The sequence below is a fragment of the Pseudomonas sp. JDS08PS003 genome (assembly GCF_045013505.1).
Lineage (GTDB): Bacteria > Pseudomonadota > Gammaproteobacteria > Pseudomonadales > Pseudomonadaceae > Aquipseudomonas > Aquipseudomonas protegens_B.
In genome coordinates this window covers 3,551,287-3,575,130 of sequence record NZ_CP120724.1, presented here as the reverse complement: position 1 = coordinate 3,575,130, position 23,844 = coordinate 3,551,287, and the positions used below count along the sequence as shown (strand labels likewise).

Sequence of the window (23,844 nt, the reverse complement as noted above, 5' to 3'; positions counted from 1 at the left end):
AGATCAATCCGCACAACATCAAACTCTCAAGCGCCCTCAAGCGGGCCCCCGCAAGACCAGGAAGCTAAAGACTGCGGTAGAGCCGGGCCAGGCCTTCGGTCAGGCTGGTTGGCGTCCCCAGGTCGAAGCGCTCCAGCAAACGCCGGTTGTCAGCCTTCGAATGACGGATATCGCCGGAACGGGCCGCCCCATGGCTCACGTTCAGTGGTTGGCCGCTGATCTGTTCCAGCGCGGCAATCAGGTCGTTGAGCGAAGTCACGCCACTGAGGCCGACGTTGGTGGCATCCACTGCAGGTGTCGGGCGTTCGAGGCCCTGGACCAGGATCTTCACCAGGTCCTCGACATAGACAAAGTCGCGGGTTTGACCGCCGTCACCGAACACGGTGATGGGGCGTGCGCTCTTGGCCCGTTCGCTGAAGATGCTGATCACGCCGGAGTACGGCGACGATGGGTCCTGGCGCGGGCCGAAGATATTGAAAAAGCGCAGGATGACCGGCTCCAGGCCATGCTGACGACGGTAGAAATCCAGGTAGTACTCGCTGGCGAGCTTGTCCGCCGCATAGGGCGTAAGGGGAGACTTGGGCGTGTCTTCGTGTATCGGGGTGCCCTCCCCGTTATTGCCATAAACCGCCGCACTGGACGCAAACACGACTCGGCGGATACCGGCAGCGACCATGGCCTCGCACACTCGCAGTGTGCCGATGAAGTTGCTCTGGTGAGTACGCACCGGGTCTTCGACCGAAGCCTGGACCGATGCAACAGCTGCCAAATGCACCACCGCACCACAGCCCTGCATGGCTTCCGCCAGGGTCGCGGCCTCGGCGACATCGCCGACCACAAGCTCCAGCGCCGCATTGTCCATCGGCAAATTGCTGACCTTGCCGGTAGAAAGGTCATCCAGAACCCGGACCCCATAGCCTTTGGCCAATAGCGCATCGACCAGGTGGGAACCGATAAAGCCCGCGCCCCCTGTCACCAGTATCCGTTCAGTAGACATAGATCATCCCGAAGAAAAATATCGCTGCTGCGCCGTTTGAAGCTAGCACACCCACTGAATACGCCATGGCTATCAGCCCCTATGGCCAGTATTTCCCTGGGTACTTGCTCTCTTTCAAAGGCTAAACCGCCTTTTTGGCAGAACTTTCGAAACGCTGACGTCAAAAAAACATCAATAGAATCAAGCGCTCAGGGCCGGGATACTGGGATAAAAATGCCATTGCGTCAATATTGCGTCGATTTATTATTTTTTCAGTTACACGGTCAAAAATAGGCCAATATATTGACGACTTGGGGTTTCAAGGCTCTGGATCAAGGCGATCAGCCCTGAGGGTGATGGCCCAGGGGATCATCACAACGGGTTGGGGGGGAAATTAAATCACTCACCAGGGGCAGAATCACCACGAAGCGACTGCCTTTGCCACTGCCTTCGCTCATGCCTGTCACCGTTCCGTCATGGGCTTCAACCAGTTCGCGCACCACCGTCAGGCCGATACCCAGGCCGGCGCCATTGAATCCGATCGCATGGGCGTCCTGAATGAAGGGTTCGAAGATAAACGGCAGGGCTTTGGCAGAAATGCCAATACCGTTATCGCAAACCGTCATGTGCACGACGTCGCCCTGAGTGCTGACCGTCAGCGTCACCTGCCCCTCTGCCGGGGTGTATTTGGCAGCGTTGCCCAACAGGTTGCCGAGGATCTGTTTGAGGCGCACCGGATCACCGTCGACCGGCAACGGGTCATCCGGTCATCCGGTCGCTGGGCACTGAAGTGCAGATGCCGTGCATTCATCACCGGTCTACAGGTCTCGATGGCGTCATCGACAACCTGCCTCAGGTCCACCACACGGCGATCCAGATGCAGCTTGCCGGTGCTGACCCGGGAGACATCCAGCAGATCATCCACAAGCCGCGACATATGCTGCACCTGGCCTTCGATCAATGCCTGCATTCGCGGCAGTTCTTCACTGGGGACCCGGGCCAGGCGCCCGGCAATCATGCTGATGGGGGTGAGCGGATGGCGCAGTTCGTGGGCCACCAGCACAAGGATGTGCCGCTGTTGCTCCAGCAGTTGCTCGGCCGTGGCCTGCAGGTGTTGCGCGCTGAGCGCTGCAATCACCAACTGTTCATTGGCTTCACGCATCTCCAGGTTCAACGGGTGCTCTTGCTGGGTACGCAAGGCTTCCTGCGCGTTGGATTGCGCCAGCAGGATTGCCTGCACCAGTTGCTGATTGGCCTCGATCAACTGCTCGATGTACTGGTTATCGACGAGCCGGGTGTTGGCTTCACCCAATTCATTTTGCAACGACGCCAGTACCGCGCGCGCCTGGACGATCTTCTGTCCGAGGAGGAACAGTTCGCGTGCCGCCGTGGCGGCCTGGTCAGTCTTGCCATTGACCTCGTCCATTTTTTTTACTCACACCTCACCTTTGTCCAAGTATTTGCGGGTGGGACGGCCGCCGAGCAGGCCTTCCTGATCAGGCAGCATTTCGCCGATCTGCAAGCCGTCATCATCAATGCGGTACAGGCGCAGCTCATCCGAATGAGCGCTGGCCCGCACCTTGACCACCGCCATGATGCGCTGCAAACGGCTTTCCACTTCGATGTAGCGCTGGACGATGATGGCATCGGTGAGAAACGCCGTACCGTAGGGGCTGAAGCGTAGGTCGGTATAGCGATCTTCCAACTCCGAGGTCATCAGCACGGTGATACCGGCGCTGGTCAGCGCGGTGACCATCCGTGCCAGTGACTCACGAAAATCCTCGCGAAAGGTCGGCGCCAGGGCCAGTTCGAAACCGGACAGTGAGTCCACCACCACCCGGGTCGCCTTGATCCGGGTGATCTCGGTCAGCAGTAGATGGACTATTTCATCGATCGACAAATCAGCGGCCCGGCTGTCCACCAGGCCAACCTGGCCACTCTGGATCAAGGCGGCCAGGGTGGGGTTTTGTGAGTGGTTGGGCCGTTGCTCGAACACCGCAATCACGCCGGTTTCACCGTTGCGCGCGCCTTCGGCGAGGAAGGTGGCCGCCAGAATGCTCTTGCCCGAGCCCGACGGCCCGGCAACCAGCAGCGAATAGCCCTGCGGCAGTCCGCCACCGAGCATGTCGTCAAGGCGCGCAACCCCCATCTTCAGGCGTTTGATGGGGAACTCCAGTGGCGTTTCAACGACGCTGGTGGCCGCCGGTGCAAAGACCCGGACTCCCGAGGTGGCGATGCGAAAGGTGTGCAGCCCCGGCAGCGTCGGTTGGCCGCGCATCTTCATGATTTCCATCTTGCGCACCATGGAGTTGCGCTGAACGCTCTGGCGCAACCAGATCAAGCCGTCGGCAACGGTGAACACCGGGTTGGTGTCGGTTTCATTGAAGTATTCACCGATAAGGAAGGTGGTCGCCTGCCACGTGGTCATCAACATACCCAACTGCTGGACGAACAGCGGCAGATTATTGTTGGGGTTGTCCTGGGTCTGGCTTGCCAGCACCACCGAACGGAAGGAATCGACGAACACCAACCCCGGCGAGTGAGCCTGGACCTCGCTGACGATGCGCCGTAGCACCTCATTGAGGTCGCCGGCCTGGGTGTCGTCGGCCAGGTTGATGTAGTGAATCGACTGGTTGATCGCTGCGCTATCGAAAAAATCGAACTGTTGCTGATACCGGAGCATCTTCAGCGGCGGCTCCCCGAGCACCGTAAAGAACAGCGCCGGACGCTCCGGCGTCGCCAGGGCAAACATCATCTGGTGAGCCAAGGTGGTCTTGCCGCAGCCCGGCGGGCCGGCGATCAGGTTGAACGAAAACTCCGGCAATCCTCCGCCCAGCACCTCGTCCAGTCCTGGCACGCCAGTGGCCAAGCGGTTGATCGTGACTTTGCTGCTCATGGCGTATGTTCCTGCGAGGGGGGATCGCTCAAGAAAGGCTCCCACACGCCACTCAGCAAGCGTGCAGTGAGCGAGGGGCCAATCAGCGTGGTCAGCAATTCGTAGAAGGTGGTGAGCATCACTTCACCGAAAAACAGCGCCTCGGCCGGGCTTTGCTCAATGAGTACCGACTTCAGGGCCGCCAGGTTCAACTCACCCTGGAGCCCGTCATAGAGGCCGGCCAGGCGCGGTTGCGCCGAGGTACACAGATGAAGACTGCGGCAGTAAAGAGCAGCAAGCCCCTGTTCGCCGATGATCGGCGTAAGGGCGCTGCTCATACCCTGCAAGGTCGAGACAATCGCCTGGGCGATGCTGGCAATGTCAGCCTGAGGGCCAACACTTCGCGCCAGAGAAGCTACGATCTGGCGGCTCTCTTCGCTTAGCGTGGACATGATGGGCTGATAGTGGGTGGGAAGAGTTCGATAGTACACCCTATATCCGCGTATAGAAGCGCTATTGGCTGCGGCCCCGTTCCGGCCCTTACAAACAGGGCTCCGAGGCCCGACTTTCGAGAAACAGCGTCCAGGCCTCATAAGCCTGTTGGTGCCTGCGGGTTGCGTTCGCCCACTCAGGCCCGCAGGCCTGTCGTGCGGAAACCAGCATCATCATGCTCGTCGTTGCGGCATCCAGCTCAAGTAGCAGCTTGTACGCTTCAAGCCGGAAATCGTCGTCGGATTTCATGGTTTTTCCCTGGTGGCGACCCATCTGCACGAAGAAATCTTGTCCCTTCTGCCGTTGAGTGCCTGCAAAACCACTAGTTCAAATCGATGCTGTTCGGGGATCCGGCGCCAACGGCAGCAGCTGCAGATCCCTCACTGCCATCACCGACACTCTCAACGTCCTGGTTGAGTAAACCGGAGCCGACTCCAGCGGCGGCCTCACCCTGGAGAATTTCCAGCAGGAAATCGCTCAAAAACCTGTACAAAACAAGACTTCATGTACAAATATAAATCATGAATTTTTGACTGTTAGAGCAAGGAGCCAGACCGGCTGTGGCATCTGTCTGCGTGAGAAACACAATGAGCGATTCCCTGAACACGAACGTCCTGAGCGATGTCCTGACGCCGGCCGAAAGCGGCCAGCTGTTTGCCTGTGATGGCGAGCGTCTGCCGTGGTAGCCGTCTCCTCTGCCGGCCGGCTGGGCCTGGTGCTCGGCGACCAGTTGTCGTTCGACCTGGCAATGTTCGAGGCGCTGGACCCAGCCTGCGACGCCCTGCTGATGGCCGAGGTCGACAGCGAAGCGCGTTATGTCCGTCATCATCCGCAGAAAATCGTGCTGGTCTTCAGTGCCATGCGCCACTTCGCCGAGCGCCTGCGCGAGCAAGGCTGGCGGGTGATCTACGTGAAGCTGGACGATCCCGACAACAGCGGCAGTCTCCCGGGCGAGCTGCGGCGCTGGCAGGCCGCCCTTGGCGTGGATCAGGTGCATGTCACTGAGTGCGGCGAATGGCGGCTCGAACAGGCGCTGCGCGATTGCGGCCTGCCCATGACCTGGCATGTGGACCGACGTTTCCTCTGCTCACGGGAGCAGTTCCGCCACTGGGCCGCCGCTCGCCCGTCGTTGCGCATGGAGTTCTTCTACCGCGAGATGCGCAAGCAAAGCCGCCTGTTGCTGGAACCCGATGGCCGCCCCTGCGGCGGCACCTGGAATCTCGACGCCGACAACCGCAAGGCCCTGCCCCGCGGCCTGCGCGGGCCCTTTCAGGCCCGCTTCGGCCACGACCGGATCACCCGCGAGGTGCTGCAGCTGGTGGGCCAACGCTTCAGCGATCACTACGGCGACGTGGAGCATTTCGACTATCCGGTGACTCACGAGCAGGCACAGGAACTCTGGCAGCATTTCCTCGACTTCTCCCTGGCCGCCTTCGGCGATTACCAGGACGCCATGGCCGAGGGCGAGCCCTTTCTGTTCCACGCGCGCATCAGTGCGGCGCTGAATATCGGGCTGCTGGATGTGCGCCTGCTGTGCCGTGATGTCGAACGCGCGTACCGCGAGAAACGGGTTGCCCTGAATGCCGCGGAAGGGTTTATCCGCCAGCTGATCGGCTGGCGCGAATATGTGCGGGGGATCTACTGGCTGCGCATGCCTGAATACGCCGAACTCAACGGTTTGGGCAATACCCGGGCGCTGCCGGAGTTCTATTGGAGTGGCGCCACCGACATGCGCTGCATGTCCCAGGTCATAGGGCAGACCCTGGAACTGGGCTATGCCCACCATATCCAGCGGCTGATGGTCACCGGCAACTTCGCGCTGCTGGCCGGGATTGCGCCCAAAGCCATCTGCGACTGGTACCTGGCGGTCTACCTGGATGCGTTTGATTGGGTCGAACTGCCCAATACCCTGGGCATGGTGATGCACGCCGACGGCGGCTACCTGGGCTCCAAGCCCTACTGCGCCAGCGGTCGCTACATCCAGCGGATGTCCGATTACTGCGGCGGCTGCCGCTACCGGGTGGACCAGGCCACCGGCACCGATGCCTGCCCGTTCAACGCCCTGTACTGGCACTTCCTGATGCGTCACGAAACACAACTGGGCGGCAATCCACGCTTGGCCATCAGCTATCGCAACCTGCAGCGCATGGACGAGCCACGCCGGGAAGCCATCTGGCAACGCGGCGAGGAGCTGCTGGCGCGTCTGGATGCAGGGCAAGCCCTATGAAGAAATCCGAACTGCCAAGAAAGGACTGCGCCGCGTGCGGCCGGCCCTTCACTTGGCGAAAACGCTGGGCCCGTTGCTGGGACCAGGTGCGTTGGTGTTCCGAACGCTGTCGGCGGACCGCCCGCGCCAGGACGCAATGAGCCTCAGGGGCGGATTACAGACAGTCTTGTGCGGTCTGTTCGAAGCTCGACGGGGCGAAGCTGGAGGCCAGCAAATGCCGCTCATAGAGGAATACCTTGCCACCATTGGGCGCCTTGTAAGCCTCCAGCACGTTGTCCGCTGCGACTTTGCTGGTGACCACGATCCGGTAGCCGCGCTGTGATTGCGAGACGCTGGCCGTCTGGGCGCGGCTCTGCAGTTTGGGGACCACACATTCGGCGTATTCGGCCGGGGTCTTGTGGGTCTGCATGACCAGGGTCGGGTCGTTCGGTGCAGTTGCGCAGCCGGCCAGCAGCAAGGAGGCCAGGGTCATGGCGGGAATCAATGGAAGGCGCATCGGTGAAGTCCTGAAATAAAGCCGGGTTCGGTGCGCAAGGGGTCGGCGTCACGGGCGCCGCCCTTGCGATCAAGGTTTTTCGTCGGGGGCAATTGTCCATGCTTATCGACCCGGGCAGAACTTGTGTTGCTTGATTGTCACTATTGCTTGAACCAATAGTTGTGCCCCGTGCAGACTGGCTGACAGCCGAACTACAACTAAAAAAAGGATTTGCATGTGAGAACTTTTGATCTGATCCGTGATGCCGTCCTGCCGGAATTTCGCGAGCGGGTGGCCGACTATCTGGTCGAGTATGAAAGTGTATTGCGTGACAACAGCACAGAACCGCAGACGCTGCAGGCGGTTGCCTATCAACTGCGCGGCTATTTGCGTGGCCTGAACACCACTCGGGTGCTGGGAATGGCTGACTGGGAAGAGCTGGACCGGCGGGTGGTGGCGTCCTGGCTGACCCTGGACGCCGGTGAAACCCTCGAATAACCCGGGTTCTCAGGGTGCCGGCGGCGCACCCTTGCTGGCAGCGAGGTAGGCGGACAAACGCTTGCCCATTTCCTCTCCCAGGGCTTGCAACCCGCTCATGGGCCGCACCATGACCTCGAATTCGACAATCTTGCCGCTCTCGTCAAAGCGGATCATGTCGATGCCCTTGACCTGTTTGTCGCCGACTCGCGCGCTGAACTCCAACACCACGTTCAGGCCATCAGCGCTGGCCAGTTCACGGTGATAGGCGAACGCCTCGAAAACATTGAGCACCGTGCCAAGGATGGTCGCCACGACCTGGGCCCCCGGGTAGGCGGTATGGGCCATGGGCGAACGAAACACCACCTTGGAGTCCAGCAGTTCGGGCAAGTCACCCAGGTCTTGCCCGGCGACCATGGCGTGCCAGCGTTGCAAGGATACGGCGGCCTGGGGTTGCAGTTTCAGTTCTGACATAGGGGGGCTTCCTTGAGTGGTCTTGTTGTTGTGGGACCCAGGCTACGAGCCAATCTTAGCGCCGTCAAGATTATTGCTCATGATAAGATTCCGGCGTTTTTTTGCCTTCCAGTCGAAGCCATTCAGGGCCTCCCAGACATGACCAAGCACTCCTCACGCTCCCGGGATTCCTACCACGTGGGCAATCTGGCACCGCAACTGCTCGATGCGGCCCGGGACATGCTCGAGGAAGTAGGCCCGACCAAGCTGTCGCTGCGGGCTGTTTCCGAGCGAGTCGGGGTCAGTGCCACCGCGGCCTATCACCATTACGCCAATCGCGCGGAGCTCATCGGTCACTTGGCGGCTCAAGGCTTTCACGAATTGGCCCAGGTGTTGCCCCGAGACAGTACCCAGAGCGGCCAGCAGAAATTGCGCGATGCCTGCCTGGCCTACTTCAGCTTTGCCCGCGCCAACCCGGCGCTGTACCAGCTGATGTTCGGCCCCGAGTTCGCCAACGGCCAGATGCCTCCAACATTGCTCGATGCCCGCAACCAGGCCTTTGGCGAACTGCGACGGATCATTGCGCAGATCCTCGAACTGGACATCGAACACCCCGAGGTCCGCCGGGCCGCCCTCGCCGGCTGGTCCTATACCCACGGCCTGGCATCACTGGTGATCCATGGCGTCCTGCACTTTCCTGCCGGCACCTCGGACCAGCGCTTCGTCGACAGCACCCTGCAAGGCTTCCTGCAACTGTTCCAGGCCGGTAACCGGACATGAAGAAGGCCATCGCCCGCTGTCTGTTCCGAGCGCTGGCGGATCGCCGGCCTGGATCGGTAACGCCCGCTGCCGGCCTGCACATAGTGGTCCCCCGGTGGGATGCCAAACTGGGCGATTCGATCGTCTCCTCGTTCTTCTTTCGCGAGGCGCGCAAGCTCAATGCCCGGATCACCGTGTTGACGGTGCCGGAGCTTGCGCCCTTGCACGTACAGGACTTTGGCGTGGACCGCATCATAGTCACCCAGGCCAATCCCGGGCTGCTGGAGCTGTGCAAGATTGCCGGGCAATTGGGCCAGGTGGATGTAGTGATCCATCTGGTGGGCCGGATTCAGCCGGCAGAAATCGTCTTTCTGCGGTTACTGCGGCCGTCGCGGGTCTACTCCTTCGATGACGAGCTGCGCTGCGTCAATCGCAAGTTCGGCGCCGCGACCCTGGGCCTGAGCTACGCCCAGTGCCTGGAGCGCGTGCTCGTGGATCTGGGAGCACGCGCGGTCGAGTCTCGGTACATCGTCCCGCTTCCCAAGCACTTCCAACCACCCGCCGCGCCGCAGATCCTGTTCAACCCCTATGGAAGCCGGGCGGACAAGAGCCTGTCCCAGGCCCAGTCGCTGGCACTGCTGCGCGCCATGGCCGATGCCTGCCCCGACAAGTCCCTGGGGATTCTCTGCAGCCCCGCCACCCGCGCAGACGCCGCGCAACTGGCGGCCGCCGTGGCCCGGAACAATGTGCATGCCCTCGAGGACCTGGCCACGCCCAGAGACGCTGCAGGGTACCTGCAACGCGCCCAGGTGGTGATCAGTGTCGATACCGCGATCGTGCACATGGCCGTCGGGCTGGGGACCCGGCTGATTGCCATTTACCCGGCCATGGGGGCCGAACACAATCCGTGGTTGCCACCGCCCGCGTCTTCCACCCTGGTGGTCTACAGCCAACAGGACGTAGCGCAGTACCGACGTACAGGCAGGAAGGACATGAACCGGTTTGCCATCCAGGAGGTGGTCGATGGCCTGCACAGGCTACTGGCCGACGCGCTTGATCCCGGCCCGCAACTCGTGCTCCAGGCTCGCATTGTTTCCGGCCTGGGGGTGGCCACCGGCACCCTGGCCCGCCAGCTGCCGCTGCTCAGCCGGGATTTTCCGGAAGTCGGCAGTTGCCACCCCGGAACCATCAACCTGGAGCTGCAACGCCCGCTGGTGATCAGTGCGCCCGATCACCGCAGCGCGCCCCTCGCCTGGACGCCCAGCGGTCGAACCACTGAAGTGTTCGACCTGCTGCGCATCGAGTTGCAGCTCGATCAACGCCCCCTGCGCATTCCTGCCTGGCTGTATATCGCCCACGGTTCTCCCCACCGGCAGACGCCGACCATCCATGAAGTGATTGCCCCACGCCTGGATCTGTCCGGTGTCTCCAGCTGTCGCGTCCACCTGCGCGCCAGTGCCGTGGCTGCGCTCGAGGCGTGAGCCCTGTCGCAGGCCCGTAACGGCATTACTGCTCGCAGCTCTGGATCAGCCGCTCGGTCTCCTCCAGCCAGTAGCCGGAATCGGGCTCGATATGCAGGAACAACCTGGCCAGTAACGTGCCGCCGGCCAGGAACTGCGCCACCGTCTCGATACGCTGGGCGGTGCGCTTGAAGTAGGTGTTGTAGAGCTTGAGCAGGGCCACGTCAGCCAGCAGGAAGTCGGCGACCGGCAAATCCTGGCGGTGCATCACCTCGCAGCTGGCGAAGTTGTACTGCGGGTGGTAGCCGGGGTCGACCACGGCGGGGGCAATGGGCACCAGCTCTTTGCTCCGGCGCTGCACGATGTCCTTGATGCCTCCCGGATTGCCCCAGTGATGAGTGCCGCCCGCCAAGGCGGCAGTCAGGGCCTCGGCCAGCAGCGCATTGCCCGGCTGTGAGGCGAACAGGCTTTCGTTGTACCAGTGCAGCCCGGGGCTGAGTCCATCCGGAAACAGGATGGGGGTTGGGTCACGCAGGAAGATACTGTCGGCATCGACCCAGGCACCGCCGTACTGGTGGACGTAGGCCATGCGGATCAGGTCGCTCTTGGCGACGATGGCCTCGATGCCCGCTGCCAAAGTGAAGGCCAGGGGCTCGAAGCCCCATGCCTTGCCGAGAATCTGTGGGTCAATGAGCCTGGCCGCCGTGGCGGGGGTCAGCAGCAGGAAGGCGTCGCCCAGTGCCCGCCGGATCGAAACCAGCCCCAGTGCAACGTAGGGCGGCATCGATTGTCCCGGGGCCGTCTCCCAGTAGCTCACATAGCGCACGGCACCGGAGTTCATCGGCGCACCGCCATGCCATTGGGGCTGAGCAACCCGGCTTCGGCCAGGTACTGCTTGAGCAGCGCCAGGGACGGCGCGCACTCGTCCTGCGCGAGGAACTCGTTGCCCAGGGCCGACTTGTACAGGCGCAGCCAATTGTCCATGGGCACCCTGGGCAGGAACCCAGCGAGGGCCTGCCGATTACTGGCGCAAAACAGCAAGCGCAACGTCCGCAGGATCGGTTGGTAACCGGCTTCGGACAGCAGTGCGGCCAGGGTCTCGTCCAATGCCTGCTTGATCACCACATGATTGAGCCGCTCTTCAATCGTGGCGTCCGCCAGGGCGACCCGTGGATCGATGGCCACCGGGTAGATCGCCTGGAACGACTTGGCGCCGTTGCACAGGGACTCGTACAGCACCTTGTCTGCCGTCGAACCGGTGACCAGCACATCGTCGCCAAAAATCACATGCACCCCGCTCCAGCGATAGAAATTCGCAGCGGGAATGACATGGTCCTGGACCAGATTCACCCGCTCACGCTCCTCGGTACTCAGGCTGGCGTAATTCTCGCAAGGCGGCGCAATCCGCGGGAGCTTGACGTTGATGATCGTCGGCAGCCCCATGTGCGCCAGCTTGACGTTGATCTCCTCCACCACCAGGTCGTACAGCACGTTTGCGGTGGACGGCACATTGCGCCAGCCGGTGGTCATCATCACCACGTTGTCGCCGCTCGCCTTGGCGCTGCGAAATAGCCGCGCCCAATGGGATTGGGGTTGGTCCAGTTGCTCGCACAAGTGCTCGATCAACCGCCACGCCAAGTAGCGGATGTCCTGCATGCTGCCGTACTTGGCCCGGCTGTAGGCCTGTACCAGAGGGGTGGCATCGGCGCCGCTGGCCATGTCGCGGAACGAACCCGGAGCGCCCGGCGACAGGCAGTTCAAGGCGTGGCCACCCAACACCGACACGTACTCCGGCATGTCGATCAGGTTGCGGGACAACAGGTCCGCGGCGAATGCTCGCAAGCCCAGCTTGACGTCCTGGGGACGGCACTGTGCCGACGCCTGACGGAACCGGCGCAACTGCAGATCGACAGGCAGAGCGTTCAGGGTGCTCCATTGAGCCTCGGTCCAGGTATCGGACAGGGTCGTCTCCATAGTCAGACCTCTCCCTTCATGTTGATGGCCATGGCGTCCCCAAGGGGCACGTCGATGCGCCGACGGTGCTGGAAATAGCTGATGCGCTGCAGCCCCAGGGGTTGCAGTGCGTGCAACAGTTCGCGGATGCCCTCACCAGCATCCCGAGGATCGTGGGCATCGGAGCCGACAGTGAAGGCCACGTCGTGTGCGATCAATTGCGGCAACAACAACCGTGACGGGTAGGACCACAGCCCCTGCACCTCGCACCCCGACTCAGGGTCCAGGCTCGATTTGCGCAGCCCCGAAGCATTCAATTCATAGGCCACGCCGTTGCGCGCAAAAAGCCCCAGCAGCGGTTCCAGTCGGCGCAGCACAACCTCCTCGGGCACGCCCCGCAGCAAGGTGTCGGCATGCCCCACGGCATCAAACAGGCCGCTGTCCAGCAGCGCCTCCAGATCGGCGAAATAACGATCGAGGAACGCCTGACCGGCCAGCCGGGGCAGTTCCCAGACCTTGACCATGGGCTCGCCGGGCACTTCGACGTAATGGATCGAACCTATGGCGAAGTCCAGTTCGTAGCGGTCCAGCAGTTCACGGTTGTAGACGTCGGAACCGGGCATGTAGTCGAACTCCAGGCCACGCAGGATCTGGATCTGCCCCTGATAGGTCTGTTGCGCCTGGAGGATATCGGCGAAATAACGGTCGAGTTCGGACAGCCGCAGGCGGTTGTCGCGGTCGACGGTAAAGGGTGCGTGATCGGTGATGGTGAGGATGCTCACCCCGGCCTTGATCGAGGCGCGAACCAGTTCATCCACCGTGCCGACGGCGTGCTTGGAATAGAAAGTGTGGCTGTGGGAATCGATCATGCGGGCACCAGTTGTTCGAGCAGGCCATCGTGGTTCGCCAGTTCCTTGACCAGCCAATAGGGATTGTTGGCCTTGGCCAGGATCGACTGCATCGGTTCCATCTTGTCGAAGCGTGCCAGCAGGTCGGCCAGGGGCTGGGTATACAGGGTGCGCACCAGTGGTGTTTCCCGCACATGGACGGCCAGTTGCTCCCAGCACACGCGGTCAAAATGCAGGTTGCCCAGGCGCTGGTTCTCGATGCCGTAGAGATAGACATCGCCATTGGGCTTGACGGTGACATCCATGCCGTTGCTCAGCGGTGGCTGGTTCAGACTACCGAAGGTGAAACGCTTGTTGATCTTGGCCTCGATGGCCTCGATGTAGTCGTGCAGGTTCAGATAACCCGGCGCAGTGTCCGCTGCCGGGTGTACCAGATTCTTGTAGTCGATGCCGAAGCGCCCGTCTGCCGTGACCAGTACATCCTCAAGAGCGTTGCGCGCCTCGATACTGCCGTGGATGCCCCACTGGGCCAGTTCGCTCAGCAGGTAGTCCCGGGTGAACTGGCGATCGGTGTCAATGGAGCGAAACGAAAACCCCAGGCCGGCCGGGCGCTGCTTGCGCAGGTAATCCAGGCTGAGGCCGTGGGCGCGCCATTTGACTTTCTCGATATGGTGGCTGTCGGCACTCAAGCGGATATTGCAGGTATCGCCGTTGCCCACCACGATGCGATTGGTGGTCTCGTAGAAGTCGAGCATCTTGTCGTGGGGAAAAAAACCACTGGTGATGAACTCGAAGCTCCTGCCGCCCTGGGACAGCCCGAGGATCTCGTGGAACACCTTGGCGTTGTTCAGAGGCTCGCCTTCGCCGCTGATGGAAATCCGTTTCACGGCGGGGGCATTGATCAGGGCCGCGAGGTTCTCCCGGGCCAGGGTCGAGAGTTCCATGCTCATGCCCGACTTGTGCTTGTCGGCGTACATGCAGAACGCACAGCCGATGCCACAGATCTGGGTGATGTCGATGTACAGCAGATGTCCTTGGAGGTCCATGCCTGTTGACTCGTTCCAATGGTTTGCAAATACCTGGCCCCAGGATCACGCAGATCCTGTGAGCAGGTCGTCAAGGGTCTTGCCGATGCCGGTCAGTACTGGAGATTGATCTGCAGTTGCTGAATCTGTACCGAGCGTGGGTGGATGATGTGGGTCAGCACCCTGCCCTCGCGCACGCTGGCCATTTCCGGGAAGTCCGCATAGCGGTCGTTGCTGATGACGTAGGCGCTCTCGTCGAATTCGGCGGCCGCCAGAATGGCTTCGTCGGCCTTGGCCTTGTCGTTCATCACCACCACGGTGGCGTTGGGAAAGGCCGCTTGCAGGGCGCCGTCGTCCATCTTCAACTGCTGGCGGATACCTGGATCGAACACCAGGGTCACTTTGTAAGTGGCGCACAGGTGGCTCACCAGCGCCTTGAGTGCCACAAGGCCGATAAAGCGCCGTTGGCCGTTCTCCATAGGTGCGTAACACAGGTTGTTGCCGTCGACGATCAGCGTGCCGATCTCGTTCTGCAGAAGACGGACCACGTCCCGCAGGCGCAGCTGCAGTTTGTCGGCATCCTGGGTCACCTTGCGCTGCTCGTACTTGAGGTCTTTGAGGAGGCTGCGCGGGCTGCTGTTACCCGAGCCAAAGTGCCGGGCGCAGGCTTCGTGGATCTGCGCGCGCTCCCGAGCGCTCTGGGCCTGATTCAAGGCCTCATAGAATGCGTCGGCCTCGGCAATGTCCCGTTCGAGGCGTTCCAGAGTGCTCTTGGCCCTCTGCCATTCGCGGGAAACCTGGCCGGCGGCGGCCTCCCAGCGCTCGCTGGCTTTGCGGGTCTGCTCGATGGTGAGCTTCAGTTGCCCCTGCTCATCGCGCAGTTGGGCCATCAATGCCTGGGCTTCCAGGGGGTCGAAGCTGCGGTAGCGCTTGAGGTCCTGCTCCAGACGCTGCTCCTGCGCACCGTGCTCGACGAGCTCGGCGCGAACGTCGATCAGGTTGCGTTGCAGCGCCTTGATCCGCACCGTCAACGTCTCCACCAGCCGTTTGGCGACACTGCGCTCGGTGGAGAACCAGTGGCCAGGATTGAATCCGGCGGCGGCCTGCTCCTGGGCACTGTCCAATTGGGTTTGATTGGACTTGAGCAGTTGCTCGAGTTGCCCCTGGCGCTCCCGGGAGGCCCGCATCTCGCGCTTCAACTGGGCCAGGCTGGAGTGGCTCTGGGCACTGTCAAAGTCGTTCAACCAGTCCAGCTTGTCCTGGGTGCGCTGCATGCTCGAGGCAATGCGCTCGGCCTCGGTGTTGAGGAATACAAGTCGGGTCGCGTGGTCGTTGGTATACACGGTATCTGATCCTTATTTCAATCAATACGCCCAACGCAGACGGTCGAGCCTTTCAATGGATACAGGGCTCAACAGGCACTGTGCGCCGAGCGCCGGCCAGCGGCGTAGAAGGCCTTGGCCCCTAGGTAAATAGCGCCAGCCGCTGCCGCGCCCGCGGCGAAACAGATGACATTGACCAGCAGGAATTCGAGGGGCGAAATCGTAGGATTCATGGCGAACTCTTCCTTTATCGATGGCGTGGTAGACCAGGGCCGTGCGCTTATCCCGGGTTCAGCCGGGCACCGCAACGGCCACAGAAATTGCTGCCTGGGGTGATCGGCGCGTAACAACCGGGACAGGTGCTCTTGAGCAGCATTTTCTGGCGCATGTGGCCGATCTGAATCACACAGGGCACCGTCACCCGGTAAGCCGGGCTGGCCAGATCGAACGCGGTCCAGATGCCGGTGATGGCCCAGCCCACTGGCCCGGCGAGCACTGCAAGGCCCCGGCCCAGAGCGGTCGAGCCGGCCGCAAAAGCCACGCCCTTGCCCACCAGGCTGCTCAGGGTCGCGCTCGCCACCAGGGCGGCCACGTTGTAGGAACCCAGCCCCGAGGCGCTCAGGGTGGCAATCAGGGTCGCCAGGGCTCCAGGGCCCATGCCCGGACGGTAAGTGGTACCCATGGATTCAAAAAAGGTCGCCTTGTCCTCTTCGCTCATCCGGCCGATGGACTGTTCAAGCACCTTGCCGATGATGGTCATTTCCATCTGGGCGCAGGTGTCCGTGTCGTTCTTCGAGGCTTTTACATGACTGGCGACGTCGCTCAACAGCTCCCGGTACGGCACCCCGCTCCCACCCCGGAGGATGTTCATCATCGAGTTGCCGCCAAAGCGGGTCAGTTCTTCGGCCACCATGGCCCGCGCCAGCTCATTGAGCTCGCTGTCCTTGGCCGCCGTCAGTTGGCGACACACAGAGGACGACAGAGAGATACGACCCTTGCCGTTGTCGGTGATTACATCGATCAGCAACCTGACATCGTCGGCGGCGGCGCTCATCAGGACATCGGCAAGATCGGGGTCGTGGATGATGGGCATGCTGCGACTCCTCTTTAAAAAAGTTTATTGGTCGTTGCTGGGGTTATGTGGGGTCGCTCGGCTCACCAGCGCACCGGCGATGGCGGTCAGCATGACCCGAGTCCGCGGGGCACGAGTCTGGCGCAGCATCAACGCATCGAACTTGAGACAGCTGCGCCGCCGCCATTCATCCCTGGCGTTGACCCGGCTGACCTCGGGCGATGCGCCCACTCCAATGGGCCGCGCATCCGGATGGACCTTGCATTCACGCAACACCTTCTCCACCGGATTTCTCGCCTCCAGGCGCTCCTCGCGCAGCAGTTTGTCGGCCGCTGCCAGGTAATCGCCGCTGTCGCCGATGGCCGCCGCCAACTGTTCCCAATCTTCCGGGCGCATGAGCAGGAAAGCCGGCGGCACACCCAGGGCATCGGCCAGGCGGCTGATGGTGCTCAGATCCGGATTGGCCTCGGCCGACTTGAGTGCGCGCAGGGTACTGCGGGCGATCCCTGTCCTGCGCTGCATGCGCACCGCTGAAAAAGCACCCGGTGCGTGGTTGTCCCGGGCTTCACCGGCCACCGCCAGTACCGCGCTGAGGTTGTCGCTGAAGCATTGCCCCAGGGTCCTGGGCAGAGGCTGCGCTGATGCGTTGGTATCCATGGCTGTCGTCCTGCAACTTGATGGACGCACAATATCCGCAGCAGTGGCCAATGGATATCAAACTTGGAGCCTATACACTCCATTTGCTAAAGAATATGGAGTGCAAACACTCCATAAATGGCCAAAATGCTCGAAAACACGGCCTCTGGTGCCGACCTGCGGGCGCACCGCACGATAGCCCTGTGCTGTTATCGCACCGCAGCAAACCCCCTATACTTGCCACCTTTTCGCTGCCCCCGACCTCAATCGCAAAGGATTACGATGCTTCCTGCTGATATCCGGAAAAAAGTTGCCTCACTCTGGGACCTGGTTTCTGGCGCCGGGTTGGCCGCCTCGCCCTACGTGGCACTGGAACAGATTGCCTGCCTGATATTTCTCAAGCGCCTGGATGGCATGGCCGCTGAGCCGGATGAGGATGGGTTGCCGTCGATCTTCCAGTTGCTCATGCCTGATGATGAGAACTTGTTCGACGAGCGCCCTTCGTTCTGGAACACCTTGCTGCAACACCAGGACCCTGGCAGCTACCTGAATGGCGTGGTGTTTCCGTGGCTGCGGGAACTGGAACTGATGATCAGTGACTATCCGTCCCTGGCCAGGCGCTTGAGCTTGAACGGCATGCTGCGCGACGCCTACTTTCAGCTCGACCTGAGCAAACCCCAGGCGCTCAAATCCCTGGTTATAGAAATCGATAAGTTGTTCCCCTATCAAGGACGCCAGAGCAAGAACGGTTTCTCATCCGGCGATGTGTTCGAACACCTGTTCACCGAGGCCTCGGCCAACAGCAGGATCGGCCCACTGGTCACCGCACGGCATATCACCCGATTCATGGTGGCCTTGCTGGACCCCAAACCCGGGCAGCGGATCATCGACCCCGCGGCCGGCACCGGCGGGTTGCTGGTCAGCGCCCTGCACTACATGCTGGCCGATGCGCCCGGCCCGCTAGCCCGGAGCAAACGCCTGGCGCCGATTGGCGAAGGCCTGGTGGGAGTAGACCTCAGTCACGCCCTGGCACGGATTGGCTGGGTGAACCTGCTGCTGCACGGCATCGAACTGCCGCAGTTCATGCAGGGCAACAGCCTGGTCATGACTGACTTCCAGGGGCCTGCACAGCCTTTGCTTAGCGAAAGTTTCGACTTCGTGCTCTGTGACCTGCCCTTTGGTGGCCGCATCGATCCGGAGGAAGCCGCAGGTACTCAGTACTTGCCGAGCTACACCCGGGAGGATCAGGTCAATCAGTCCGACAAGATTGATCTGCTGTTTGTCTGGCGTGCACTGAGCCTGTTGAAGGTCGGAGGCAGCGCGGCGCTGATCATTCCCCAGAGCCTGTTGTACGGCAGCTCGAAAGCCGAGGTTGAACTGCGCCGCGAGCTGCTGTCCCGGCATCACGTGGAGGCGGTGATCCTGTTGCCGGGAGAGATTTTCAATCCCTATACCGGCATTGAGGCCGCGATTCTGGTGGTGCGCAAGGTCACCGGGCTCAATGGCGCATCGACTTCATTCAGCAAGGAACCGAAAACCGATGCGGTCTGGTTCTATGAAGTCACCCAGGATGGTTACTCGATGGACCACAAGCGCGATGAGCTGCCCGCTGGCGCAGATAACGACTTGTTCGATGCCCTGGTGCATTTCCGACAGCGTCACAAGGGTGAACATGTGTGGGATGCCGGCAAGGAGCGGTATTTCCGGCCGGACACTTGGCAGGACGCCAGTTGGGCGTCCCTCGATGCGATCCCCAAGCGCGAAGCGACCCAGCTCAAGCAGTGGCTGGTTCCGGTACGCCGCTGGCTGCAAAAGCCAGCATGGCGATTGGTCAATAACAAGATCCACGGCTCTCACGATGAGCAGGGACAGGTCCGCTCCGCCTATGTGGAAGTGATGCAGCCCAGGCTCTATATCAATGACAAGTTGCGCCCGGGCCTCCTGGACCCACACTGCATCGAAGGTAACGATTGGAGCCTGGACCTCGAAGACTACAAGGTCATCGAGCAACCAAAACCCACGGAGGAACGTTCGGCCCTGGAACTGATCGATGAGTTGGAGGCCATAGAAGTCGATGTCCTTGAGCGCCTGCGCCAGTTGCGCAAGCTGATTGGAGAGGTGCAATGAGCTTTCCTCCCTCTTGGAGGGAAGTCGGGCTGCTGGACGTCTGCGAACTCAACCCCCGTGCGCTGCGTCCGGCCCCTGAAGTGCTGGTGAGCTTCTACCCCAATTCGGCACTCGGCGATCTGGACGGACAGAGCCCGACCGCCAATATCCGCCCCTATGGCGAAACATCTTCACAGGGCGCGCTGTTTCAGGAGGGGGATGTACTGATCGCCACCCGTGGGCGGGATGTCATGCAAGCCAGGATCATGTCGGGGCTGACCACCGAATTCGGGGTTGCCCAGCACTTTCTCGCCTTGCGTCCGGGCCCTCAGGTGCTTCCGGCCTTTTTGCTGCATTTCATCCAGCAGCCCTGGCTCAAGCAGGCCGCTCTGGATACCAACCGGGGAACTCAAAGCCAGCTGAGCATTCCCCTGAGTTTCTTCCGCAATCTGAGAATGCAGCTGCCGCCCCTCGATGAGCAGGCCTACCTTGTCGACCTCTTGCAGCAAGCCTCGTTGAGGCCTTACGAGGAAGCGCTGCATAAAGCCGCTCACCTGTCCGATGCCCTGGCATTGGAGCTGCTGGTTTCCGGGGTCAAGGCCCAGGCCTGGCCCCGGGTCACCATGTCGTCCATTTGCAAGTTCAGGCCACCAAGGCACAGTCCCAGGGAGAGCCGCAGGCCGGCAAGAGTCCTTCTCTTCACCCCCGAAAGCATTGATCGGGCAACCGGGCAGGTGCAGCCCGCCAAGGTCAAGTTCGAGACGCTGAGAAAGTCCTGCATCGAAGTCCAGGCCAACGATGTGCTGTTCGCACTGGCCGAGGGTTTTGGCGAAAGTGGCAGCGCCTTCGTTGTCCCCAAGGAGAAATCAGCCACGCCTTTCGCGTCGAGTGCTTTCCAGGTGCTGCGGCCAAACAACAAGGTCCTCCCGGAGTACCTGGCTTGCTTCATGGGGCTGTCCTGGCTCGGTAAACAGGTGCAAAGCATCAGTGATCGCGGAATGGTCTCCCGATCACTCTTCGAGCGCATGGAACTGCCACTCCCGCCCTTGGCGCAGCAGCAGATCATTGTCGACCTGCTGCACAAGGTCCCACGCCAACAGCTGCACGATGCTCTGGAGAAGGCTCGGATGCTGGCAGCAGCCATGCTGACCGAGGCCTTCTCCGCAAGTCTTTCCCGCAAGTGGCGCAGCCAAACACGATCCACGCAAAACCCTGCTCCACACCGAGTCGAGCAAACCCCGCGCCTGGCTCCTCGCCCGGTGCTGGGGTGGGCAACACCCGCACAACGCACCGCGCGTGCACGGGTCGCTGCGCAGTTGTCGGTCTTTCAGGCGCGGGTCTGGGAGGCCTTGAGCAACTTGCCGTTCGCGCTGTTGATCGATGACCAGGATGCCGTCGACGCCTTCTGCCGCCATCCGCTGTTTAACCAGGAAACCCCGATCTCCGAGGTGTCCCTGCGCCGCGCCCTGGAGCAGATCACGGCCCTGGGGCTGATCCGCAAAGTCGGCATTCCCGGTGCCGGGGGCCACGGTGATGGCCGCTTCATGACCGCCTTCAGGGCCTGTCGACTCAACGCGTCGGGCCACGCCGAGGAAGACAACCGGGGAAGTGATCTGAAGCGTTTCACTGACAACCGTGCAAGCTCGGACAAGGGGCAATAAATGCGTTTGCGTTATTTGAGTCTGAACCTCTATGCACCCCTGAGCGACCTCAAGGTGAGCTTCGCCCAGGATGCCCCCTGGGACGCCTTTATCCAGGACAAGGCAGCGCCCTGTGCCATCCATTTTGTGGTGGGCCTCAACGGCAGCGGCAAGAGCCACCTGCTGCGCGCCATCGCCTCGATCTTTATCGCCCTGGCCGATGGCAAGCTGCCGGGGTTTGCCTTCACTCTGGTCTATGAACTGGGCGCCGCAGCCAGCGGCAACCTGCGCACGGTGATCTTCAAGAGCGCAGGCTCCAATGCGTCCACCAGCCTGTGGCTGGCGCAGGACGCGCCCTTTGCTAAAAGCACCGACGGCAAGGCGTTCGAAGCGGCCATCCAGCGATTGGGCACGGAGCCGACCGCCCCGGAGCAACCACTGCCATTCATTGCCCGGGTCAGGGAAGGCAGCTACCCGCAGGCGGTGACGGACCTGCTGCCAAGGGTGCTGGCCTACACCTCCGGCTCCTGGAGGGCCTGGCAGGATATCTGGCGTCCCCCCCTTGAGCAGTCGAGCAGCGCTTCGCGCTTCAAGGTTGATGAGGGCTACCCCTTCGAGCTGGAGCGTCCCGTAGGCTGGACTCACCATGACGAAGCATCACTGGATGCCAGTGAGCCGGGCCCTCGGGAGCCCAGTCCCCTGCCCCACAGCACTGACGACGCCAGCGACCAGCTCAACCGCCCCATCCTGCTCAGCGACGGTCGCCCGGATGCAGCCTTGCTGGCCGTGGTCCTGCAGGACCTGATGCAGCAACGCAAGCCGCAACAGAATGATCGGGGGCTGGCCGGCCTGTTCGAAAAGGCCGGCTGGCATCGATTGGTCAGTGTACGTTTGTGCCTGGACCTGGAGCGGGCCCTGGCTGCCCCCCGGGCCTTGCAGAACAAAATGCATGACCTGATGCTGGTGGCCGGCGAGGTGCTGAACCAATCCGACCCCGCCAATCGCCTGCGGGTGCTGCACTTTGATGTGGGTGCCCCACTACCGGCTCTGGGCAAAAACCAGTACCTGAACCCGCAACTGCAGCAGGCAACGACTCAGGAACAGGCCCTGACCCTGATGCTGGGCGAAGCCGGCCAGAGTGCCTTCAGTCGCTTCAACGAACTGTCGCGCTGGCTGGCTGTAGGCCTGATCGACGGCATCGAAATGTCACTGCGGCGCAACGAAAAGCCCGAGGACGAGTTCGCCAGCGACAGCGGGGTCATGAGCTACGCCGACCTTTCCGATGGCGAACAGATGGTGTTGCGGCGCTGGGCGCTGTTCCACCTGCTGGCGGGCCAGCAGGACGCCCTGCTGCTGCTCGACGAGCCGGAAACCCACTTCAACGACGCCTGGAAACGCGAAATCGTCAGCAATATCGAGCAGGCCATGGGCCAGGACGCCAACAGCGTGCTGATCGCCAGCCATTCGGCCATCGTGCTGTCGGATGTGTTCGATGAAGAAATCATCTTTATCAAGAAGGGAGCGGACGGCAGTTCTTCAGCCAATCAGGTTGGCACCCGCACCTTCGCCACCGATCCCGGGGCGCTGATGATGAATCTGTTTCACACGCAAGACAGCATCGGCAGCCGAGCACAGCAGCGTATCGAGGCCTTTCTCGAGTATGTCAAACAGGTGCAGACCCCCACCGACCAGGACGTGGAACAGCTCAAAGCGGTGATCAATCGGCTGGGCACCGGTTTCTATCGCTCCGAACTACGCACCCGGCTCAACCGCTGGGAAGAGAATCAGGATACTCGGACCATCCATGCTCTGATCGAAAAGGTCGGGGCATCCGACCTGAAAGCGGGTTTGCAGGATCTGATCGACAAACACAAACTCAGCAAATCCAACCCGGATGGTGCCCTTGATTAAGCCCATATCTCCCATCGATTGCTCCAGGGCCTTGAGCGCCTGCCAGGTCCTGATTCAGGAGTTCGCCTTGTGGCTGTGCCGGCCCACCACTGGGGTGACAGATCTGACCCAGGCACAGCTGGAAGCAGAGATGCCCAGTAGAGAAGAAGGCCTGTGGCTCTGGGGCTTTCTGAACAAGAAGCTCAAGGAGCGCAAGCTTCTGGAGCGCGCCGAACATCTGGCTGGACTCGACACCACTCAAAAGGCTCGCTTGCAGGAATGGATTCATGCGACTACCCGGATCGGAGCATATTTCGAGTCGCCACCCATCACCGCGACCATTCCCTTGGAGTACCCCTTTACCGGAGATCCCCAAGGCGATGCCCACAAGAAAAATCTCCAGGACCTGATGGAGGCCTTTTACAACAAGGGGCTGAAGGACGGGCTGCCCTATCTGTCCAACGGCACGCCGACCAGCGACAAGAAGCAGTTACTGAAATATGAAGATTTCCGCGATGAGTTTCTCAAGTTTCATAAGGGCGACAAGCACTCGGACGCCCGGCATGTCTGCGTGATGTGTGGTGGCGAACTGCGCAATATCTCGGTCGATCACTGGATTCCCAAGAGCGCCTACCCTTTGCTTTCGGTGTGCGCGGAAAACCTGGTGCCCATCTGCGGCGAGTGCAACGGGCCGCAGAACAAGGCTGCACGCGCGGTACACAGCGCCGGTTCGTTCCAGGAGTGGTTCCACCCCTACAAGCGCAACCCTGCCGGAACCTTGAAGCTGGAATTCGATGACGACAAACTTGGCATCACCCTCAGCAGCACTCGCACCGCCGACACTCAAAGGGTGGCCAACCTGAACACCCTCCTGAACCTCGAAGATCGCTGGACCCGAGAGCTCAAGGGCGAGAACCGCAAGCTGTACAAATCCATCCTGACCCGTCAGCGAAAAAACGATGTCCCAACGCCGCTCCAAAGCATCTATCAACAGGTGAAGGACTGGACCGACGGGCTCAGTGAAACCGAACCCAACTATGAAGTGCACCAGGCCTTGGCCAAGGCCCTGTGTGACCCTCGGCGAATTGCCGCCTGGAAGCGCGACCTGGACGATGCATTGGTTGAGGACCGTAAAAAGATGCTCGCAACTTGAACTTC

25 protein-coding genes are annotated in these 23,844 nt (G+C 61.4%); 9 read left to right on the top strand and 16 right to left on the bottom strand.

All coding sequences use genetic code 11. The annotated features are described in order from the left end of the window. Window positions 1-64 precede the first annotated feature (64 nt). From P7C00_RS16100 to P7C00_RS16075, 6 genes are all read right to left on the bottom strand, one after another. A complete protein-coding gene (locus tag P7C00_RS16100) occupies window positions 65-997 on the bottom strand; it encodes an NAD-dependent epimerase/dehydratase family protein (RefSeq protein WP_346632975.1) in 933 nt (310 codons plus the stop codon). Window positions 998-1,317: 320 nt separating this feature from the next. Beyond that, a complete protein-coding gene (locus P7C00_RS16095; protein WP_404936824.1) occupies window positions 1,318-1,710 on the bottom strand; it encodes a sensor histidine kinase in 393 nt (130 codons plus the stop codon). Next, on the bottom strand, window positions 1,638-2,402 hold the full coding sequence (locus P7C00_RS16090) for a sensor histidine kinase (protein ID WP_404936823.1): 765 nt from the start codon (window positions 2,400-2,402) through the stop codon (window positions 1,638-1,640). The genes P7C00_RS16095 and P7C00_RS16090 overlap by 73 nt, the downstream gene beginning before the upstream one ends. A gap of 9 nt (window positions 2,403-2,411) precedes the next feature. Next, on the bottom strand, window positions 2,412-3,872 hold the full coding sequence (locus P7C00_RS16085; RefSeq protein WP_346632973.1) for an ATPase domain-containing protein: 1,461 nt from the start codon (window positions 3,870-3,872) through the stop codon (window positions 2,412-2,414). Continuing rightward, a complete protein-coding gene (locus P7C00_RS16080) occupies window positions 3,869-4,303 on the bottom strand; it encodes a hypothetical protein (protein ID WP_404936822.1) in 435 nt (144 codons plus the stop codon). The genes P7C00_RS16085 and P7C00_RS16080 overlap by 4 nt, the downstream gene beginning before the upstream one ends. Before the next feature lie 88 nt (window positions 4,304-4,391). Then, complete coding sequence (locus P7C00_RS16075) at window positions 4,392-4,592, bottom strand: hypothetical protein (RefSeq protein ID WP_232642140.1); 201 nt, start codon at window positions 4,590-4,592, stop codon at window positions 4,392-4,394. Window positions 4,593-5,091: 499 nt separating this feature from the next. Here P7C00_RS16075 and P7C00_RS16070 point away from each other — a divergent pair, with 499 nt between their 5' ends. Next, window positions 5,092-6,570, top strand: a complete 1,479-nt coding sequence (locus tag P7C00_RS16070) for a cryptochrome/photolyase family protein (protein ID WP_404940003.1) — start codon at window positions 5,092-5,094, stop codon at window positions 6,568-6,570. Next, on the top strand, window positions 6,567-6,710 hold the full coding sequence (locus P7C00_RS16065; RefSeq protein WP_080774193.1) for a DUF2256 domain-containing protein: 144 nt from the start codon (window positions 6,567-6,569) through the stop codon (window positions 6,708-6,710). Before P7C00_RS16070 ends, P7C00_RS16065 begins: the two co-directional genes overlap by 4 nt. A gap of 14 nt (window positions 6,711-6,724) precedes the next feature. Here P7C00_RS16065 and P7C00_RS16060 read toward each other — a convergent pair whose 3' ends face one another. Next, window positions 6,725-7,066, bottom strand: a complete 342-nt coding sequence (locus P7C00_RS16060) for a hypothetical protein (RefSeq protein ID WP_404936821.1) — start codon at window positions 7,064-7,066, stop codon at window positions 6,725-6,727. A 216-nt stretch (window positions 7,067-7,282) separates the two neighbouring features. On the opposite strand from P7C00_RS16060, the gene P7C00_RS16055 reads away from it, so the two are divergent. Continuing rightward, window positions 7,283-7,543 carry a hypothetical protein gene (locus tag P7C00_RS16055; RefSeq protein WP_346632969.1) on the top strand — a complete coding sequence of 87 codons (261 nt, stop codon included), beginning with the start codon at window positions 7,283-7,285 and terminating at the stop codon, window positions 7,541-7,543. Window positions 7,544-7,552: 9 nt separating this feature from the next. Here the strand turns inward: P7C00_RS16055 and P7C00_RS16050 are convergent, their stop codons facing one another. Further along, complete coding sequence (locus tag P7C00_RS16050) at window positions 7,553-7,996, bottom strand: nuclear transport factor 2 family protein (RefSeq protein WP_346632968.1); 444 nt, start codon at window positions 7,994-7,996, stop codon at window positions 7,553-7,555. A gap of 138 nt (window positions 7,997-8,134) precedes the next feature. Here P7C00_RS16050 and P7C00_RS16045 point away from each other — a divergent pair, with 138 nt between their 5' ends. Continuing rightward, complete coding sequence (locus tag P7C00_RS16045; protein ID WP_404936820.1) at window positions 8,135-8,755, top strand: TetR/AcrR family transcriptional regulator; 621 nt, start codon at window positions 8,135-8,137, stop codon at window positions 8,753-8,755. Next, window positions 8,752-10,215, top strand: coding sequence for a glycosyltransferase family 9 protein (locus P7C00_RS16040; protein WP_404936819.1), 1,464 nt, complete (start codon window positions 8,752-8,754; stop codon window positions 10,213-10,215). The genes P7C00_RS16045 and P7C00_RS16040 overlap by 4 nt, the downstream gene beginning before the upstream one ends. A 25-nt stretch (window positions 10,216-10,240) precedes the next feature. Here the strand turns inward: P7C00_RS16040 and P7C00_RS16035 are convergent, their stop codons facing one another. The 8 genes from P7C00_RS16035 to P7C00_RS16000 all read right to left on the bottom strand — a co-directional run bounded on the left by P7C00_RS16035 (window position 10,241) and on the right by P7C00_RS16000 (window position 17,071). After that, entirely contained in the window at window positions 10,241-11,035 is a 795-nt protein-coding gene (locus P7C00_RS16035) for a glycosyltransferase (RefSeq protein WP_346632965.1), read from the bottom strand. After that, the gene (locus P7C00_RS16030; RefSeq protein ID WP_346632964.1) at window positions 11,032-12,168 is read right to left on the bottom strand and encodes a hypothetical protein; all 1,137 of its coding nucleotides are present in this window, start codon (window positions 12,166-12,168) and stop codon (window positions 11,032-11,034) included. The genes P7C00_RS16035 and P7C00_RS16030 overlap by 4 nt, the downstream gene beginning before the upstream one ends. A 2-nt stretch (window positions 12,169-12,170) precedes the next feature. Beyond that, the gene (locus tag P7C00_RS16025; RefSeq protein WP_346632963.1) at window positions 12,171-13,016 is read right to left on the bottom strand and encodes a histidinol-phosphatase; all 846 of its coding nucleotides are present in this window, start codon (window positions 13,014-13,016) and stop codon (window positions 12,171-12,173) included. Then, on the bottom strand, window positions 13,013-14,041 hold the full coding sequence (locus P7C00_RS16020) for a radical SAM protein (protein ID WP_346632962.1): 1,029 nt from the start codon (window positions 14,039-14,041) through the stop codon (window positions 13,013-13,015). Before P7C00_RS16020 ends, P7C00_RS16025 begins: the two co-directional genes overlap by 4 nt. A gap of 92 nt (window positions 14,042-14,133) precedes the next feature. Beyond that, window positions 14,134-15,363 (bottom strand): hypothetical protein, encoded by a 1,230-nt coding sequence (locus P7C00_RS16015; protein ID WP_404936818.1) that lies wholly within the window; start codon window positions 15,361-15,363, stop codon window positions 14,134-14,136. Window positions 15,364-15,431: 68 nt separating this feature from the next. Further along, window positions 15,432-15,575, bottom strand: coding sequence for a hypothetical protein (locus P7C00_RS16010; RefSeq protein ID WP_185073911.1), 144 nt, complete (start codon window positions 15,573-15,575; stop codon window positions 15,432-15,434). A gap of 47 nt (window positions 15,576-15,622) precedes the next feature. Beyond that, complete coding sequence (locus P7C00_RS16005) at window positions 15,623-16,435, bottom strand: ubiquinol-cytochrome C chaperone family protein (RefSeq protein ID WP_123728234.1); 813 nt, start codon at window positions 16,433-16,435, stop codon at window positions 15,623-15,625. A 24-nt stretch (window positions 16,436-16,459) separates the two neighbouring features. Next, window positions 16,460-17,071, bottom strand: coding sequence for a helix-turn-helix transcriptional regulator (locus tag P7C00_RS16000; RefSeq protein WP_346632960.1), 612 nt, complete (start codon window positions 17,069-17,071; stop codon window positions 16,460-16,462). 261 nt (window positions 17,072-17,332) lie between these two features. On the opposite strand from P7C00_RS16000, the gene P7C00_RS15995 reads away from it, so the two are divergent. From P7C00_RS15995 to P7C00_RS15980, 4 genes are read left to right on the top strand one after another with little or no spacing between them, the layout of a single operon-like run. Continuing rightward, entirely contained in the window at window positions 17,333-19,177 is a 1,845-nt protein-coding gene (locus tag P7C00_RS15995; protein ID WP_404936817.1) for an N-6 DNA methylase, read from the top strand. Continuing rightward, window positions 19,174-20,817 carry a restriction endonuclease subunit S gene (locus P7C00_RS15990; RefSeq protein WP_404936816.1) on the top strand — a complete coding sequence of 548 codons (1,644 nt, stop codon included), beginning with the start codon at window positions 19,174-19,176 and terminating at the stop codon, window positions 20,815-20,817. The genes P7C00_RS15995 and P7C00_RS15990 overlap by 4 nt, the downstream gene beginning before the upstream one ends. Beyond that, complete coding sequence (locus P7C00_RS15985; RefSeq protein ID WP_404939889.1) at window positions 20,818-22,707, top strand: AAA family ATPase; 1,890 nt, start codon at window positions 20,818-20,820, stop codon at window positions 22,705-22,707. After that, window positions 22,700-23,839, top strand: coding sequence for an HNH endonuclease (locus P7C00_RS15980; protein WP_404939887.1), 1,140 nt, complete (start codon window positions 22,700-22,702; stop codon window positions 23,837-23,839). The genes P7C00_RS15985 and P7C00_RS15980 overlap by 8 nt, the downstream gene beginning before the upstream one ends. The last annotated feature ends 5 nt before the right edge of the window (window positions 23,840-23,844 follow it).

What these genes read in the sequence shown, in the direction of transcription:
- P7C00_RS16100 (WP_346632975.1), bottom strand. Translation starts at nt 997, where the DNA reads ATGTCTACTGAACGGATACTGGTGACAGGGGGCGCGGGCTTTATCGGT.
- P7C00_RS16090 (WP_404936823.1), bottom strand. Translation starts at nt 2,402, where the DNA reads ATGGACGAGGTCAATGGCAAGACTGACCAGGCCGCCACGGCGGCACGC.
- P7C00_RS16085 (WP_346632973.1), bottom strand. Translation starts at nt 3,872, where the DNA reads ATGAGCAGCAAAGTCACGATCAACCGCTTGGCCACTGGCGTGCCAGGA.
- P7C00_RS16080 (WP_404936822.1), bottom strand. Translation starts at nt 4,303, where the DNA reads ATGTCCACGCTAAGCGAAGAGAGCCGCCAGATCGTAGCTTCTCTGGCG.
- P7C00_RS16075 (WP_232642140.1), bottom strand. Translation starts at nt 4,592, where the DNA reads ATGAAATCCGACGACGATTTCCGGCTTGAAGCGTACAAGCTGCTACTT.
- P7C00_RS16070 (WP_404940003.1), top strand. Translation starts at nt 5,092, where the DNA reads ATGTTCGAGGCGCTGGACCCAGCCTGCGACGCCCTGCTGATGGCCGAG.
- P7C00_RS16065 (WP_080774193.1), top strand. Translation starts at nt 6,567, where the DNA reads ATGAAGAAATCCGAACTGCCAAGAAAGGACTGCGCCGCGTGCGGCCGG.
- P7C00_RS16060 (WP_404936821.1), bottom strand. Translation starts at nt 7,066, where the DNA reads ATGCGCCTTCCATTGATTCCCGCCATGACCCTGGCCTCCTTGCTGCTG.
- P7C00_RS16050 (WP_346632968.1), bottom strand. Translation starts at nt 7,996, where the DNA reads ATGTCAGAACTGAAACTGCAACCCCAGGCCGCCGTATCCTTGCAACGC.
- P7C00_RS16045 (WP_404936820.1), top strand. Translation starts at nt 8,135, where the DNA reads ATGACCAAGCACTCCTCACGCTCCCGGGATTCCTACCACGTGGGCAAT.
- P7C00_RS16040 (WP_404936819.1), top strand. Translation starts at nt 8,752, where the DNA reads ATGAAGAAGGCCATCGCCCGCTGTCTGTTCCGAGCGCTGGCGGATCGC.
- P7C00_RS16035 (WP_346632965.1), bottom strand. Translation starts at nt 11,035, where the DNA reads ATGAACTCCGGTGCCGTGCGCTATGTGAGCTACTGGGAGACGGCCCCG.
- P7C00_RS16030 (WP_346632964.1), bottom strand. Translation starts at nt 12,168, where the DNA reads ATGGAGACGACCCTGTCCGATACCTGGACCGAGGCTCAATGGAGCACC.
- P7C00_RS16025 (WP_346632963.1), bottom strand. Translation starts at nt 13,016, where the DNA reads ATGATCGATTCCCACAGCCACACTTTCTATTCCAAGCACGCCGTCGGC.
- P7C00_RS16020 (WP_346632962.1), bottom strand. Translation starts at nt 14,041, where the DNA reads ATGGACCTCCAAGGACATCTGCTGTACATCGACATCACCCAGATCTGT.
- P7C00_RS16010 (WP_185073911.1), bottom strand. Translation starts at nt 15,575, where the DNA reads ATGAATCCTACGATTTCGCCCCTCGAATTCCTGCTGGTCAATGTCATC.
- P7C00_RS16005 (WP_123728234.1), bottom strand. Translation starts at nt 16,435, where the DNA reads ATGCCCATCATCCACGACCCCGATCTTGCCGATGTCCTGATGAGCGCC.
- P7C00_RS16000 (WP_346632960.1), bottom strand. Translation starts at nt 17,071, where the DNA reads ATGGATACCAACGCATCAGCGCAGCCTCTGCCCAGGACCCTGGGGCAA.
- P7C00_RS15995 (WP_404936817.1), top strand. Translation starts at nt 17,333, where the DNA reads ATGCTTCCTGCTGATATCCGGAAAAAAGTTGCCTCACTCTGGGACCTG.
- P7C00_RS15990 (WP_404936816.1), top strand. Translation starts at nt 19,174, where the DNA reads ATGAGCTTTCCTCCCTCTTGGAGGGAAGTCGGGCTGCTGGACGTCTGC.
- P7C00_RS15985 (WP_404939889.1), top strand. Translation starts at nt 20,818, where the DNA reads ATGCGTTTGCGTTATTTGAGTCTGAACCTCTATGCACCCCTGAGCGAC.